This is a genomic window from Caldibacillus sp. 210928-DFI.2.18, assembly GCF_020554505.1.
Lineage (GTDB): Bacteria > Bacillota > Bacilli > Bacillales > Caldibacillaceae > Caldifermentibacillus > Caldifermentibacillus hisashii.
The window spans coordinates 1-228 of sequence record NZ_JAJCHL010000298.1 but is presented as its reverse complement, the minus strand read 5'-3'; the positions used below and the strand labels follow the sequence as shown (position 1 = coordinate 228).

At 53.9% G+C, this 228-nt stretch carries 1 tRNA gene; it reads left to right on the top strand.

Annotated features, from left to right (window positions below):
- The first annotated feature begins 61 nt into the window (after nt 1–61).
- Nucleotides 62–155: transfer RNA gene (locus LIZ98_RS17865), tRNA-Ser, on the top strand.
- Nucleotides 156–228 lie beyond the last annotated feature (73 nt).

The following is a 228-nucleotide window of genomic DNA, read 5'->3' as shown; positions in this document are numbered from 1 at the left end:
GTAGAGCAATCGGCTGTTAACCGATCGGTCGTAGGTTCGAATCCTACCTGCGGAGTCATTTGGAGAGCTGTCCGAGTTGGTCGAAGGAGCACGATTGGAAATCGTGTAGGCGGCTAAAAGCTGTCTCAAGGGTTCGAATCCCTTGCTCTCCGCCATACATAGTTATGACTACCGGCCCCTTGGTCAAGCGGTTAAGACACCGCCCTTTCACGGCGGTAACACGGGTTC